The sequence below is a fragment of the Massilia sp. CCM 8734 genome (genome assembly GCF_011682155.1).
GTDB lineage: Bacteria > Pseudomonadota > Gammaproteobacteria > Burkholderiales > Burkholderiaceae_D > Telluria_A > Telluria_A rubra.
Genome location: NZ_WHJI01000339.1, coordinates 1 through 281 on the forward strand (window position 1 = coordinate 1; position 281 = coordinate 281).

General features: G+C 53.4%; 1 tRNA gene and 1 rRNA gene. Both read left to right on the plus strand.

Annotated features, from left to right (window positions below):
- A 16S ribosomal RNA gene (locus tag F2P46_RS36805) occupies nucleotides 1-101 on the plus strand; the annotation flags it as partial.
- Between the two features lie 91 nt (nucleotides 102-192).
- Nucleotides 193-269: transfer RNA gene (locus tag F2P46_RS36810), tRNA-Ile, on the plus strand.
- The last annotated feature ends 12 nt before the right edge of the window (nucleotides 270-281 follow it).

Consider the following 281-nt stretch of genomic DNA (forward strand, 5'->3'; position numbering starts at 1 on the left):
GCTTAACCGTAAGGGGGGCGCTTACCACGGTAGGATTCGTGACTGGGGTGAAGTCGTAACAAGGTAGCCGTATCGGAAGGTGCGGCTGGATCACCTCCTTTCTAGAGTTGCACCAGGCTATAGAGCCGGTTCAACAAACGTCCACACTTATCGGCTGTTGAATTTAGAAGAAACAGTAGCAGTGTCCAAGTCGGGGCTGTAGCTCAGCTGGTTAGAGCACCGTGTTGATAACGCGGGGGTCGTTGGTTCGAGTCCAACCAGCCCTACCAGTTCGTTGAAGT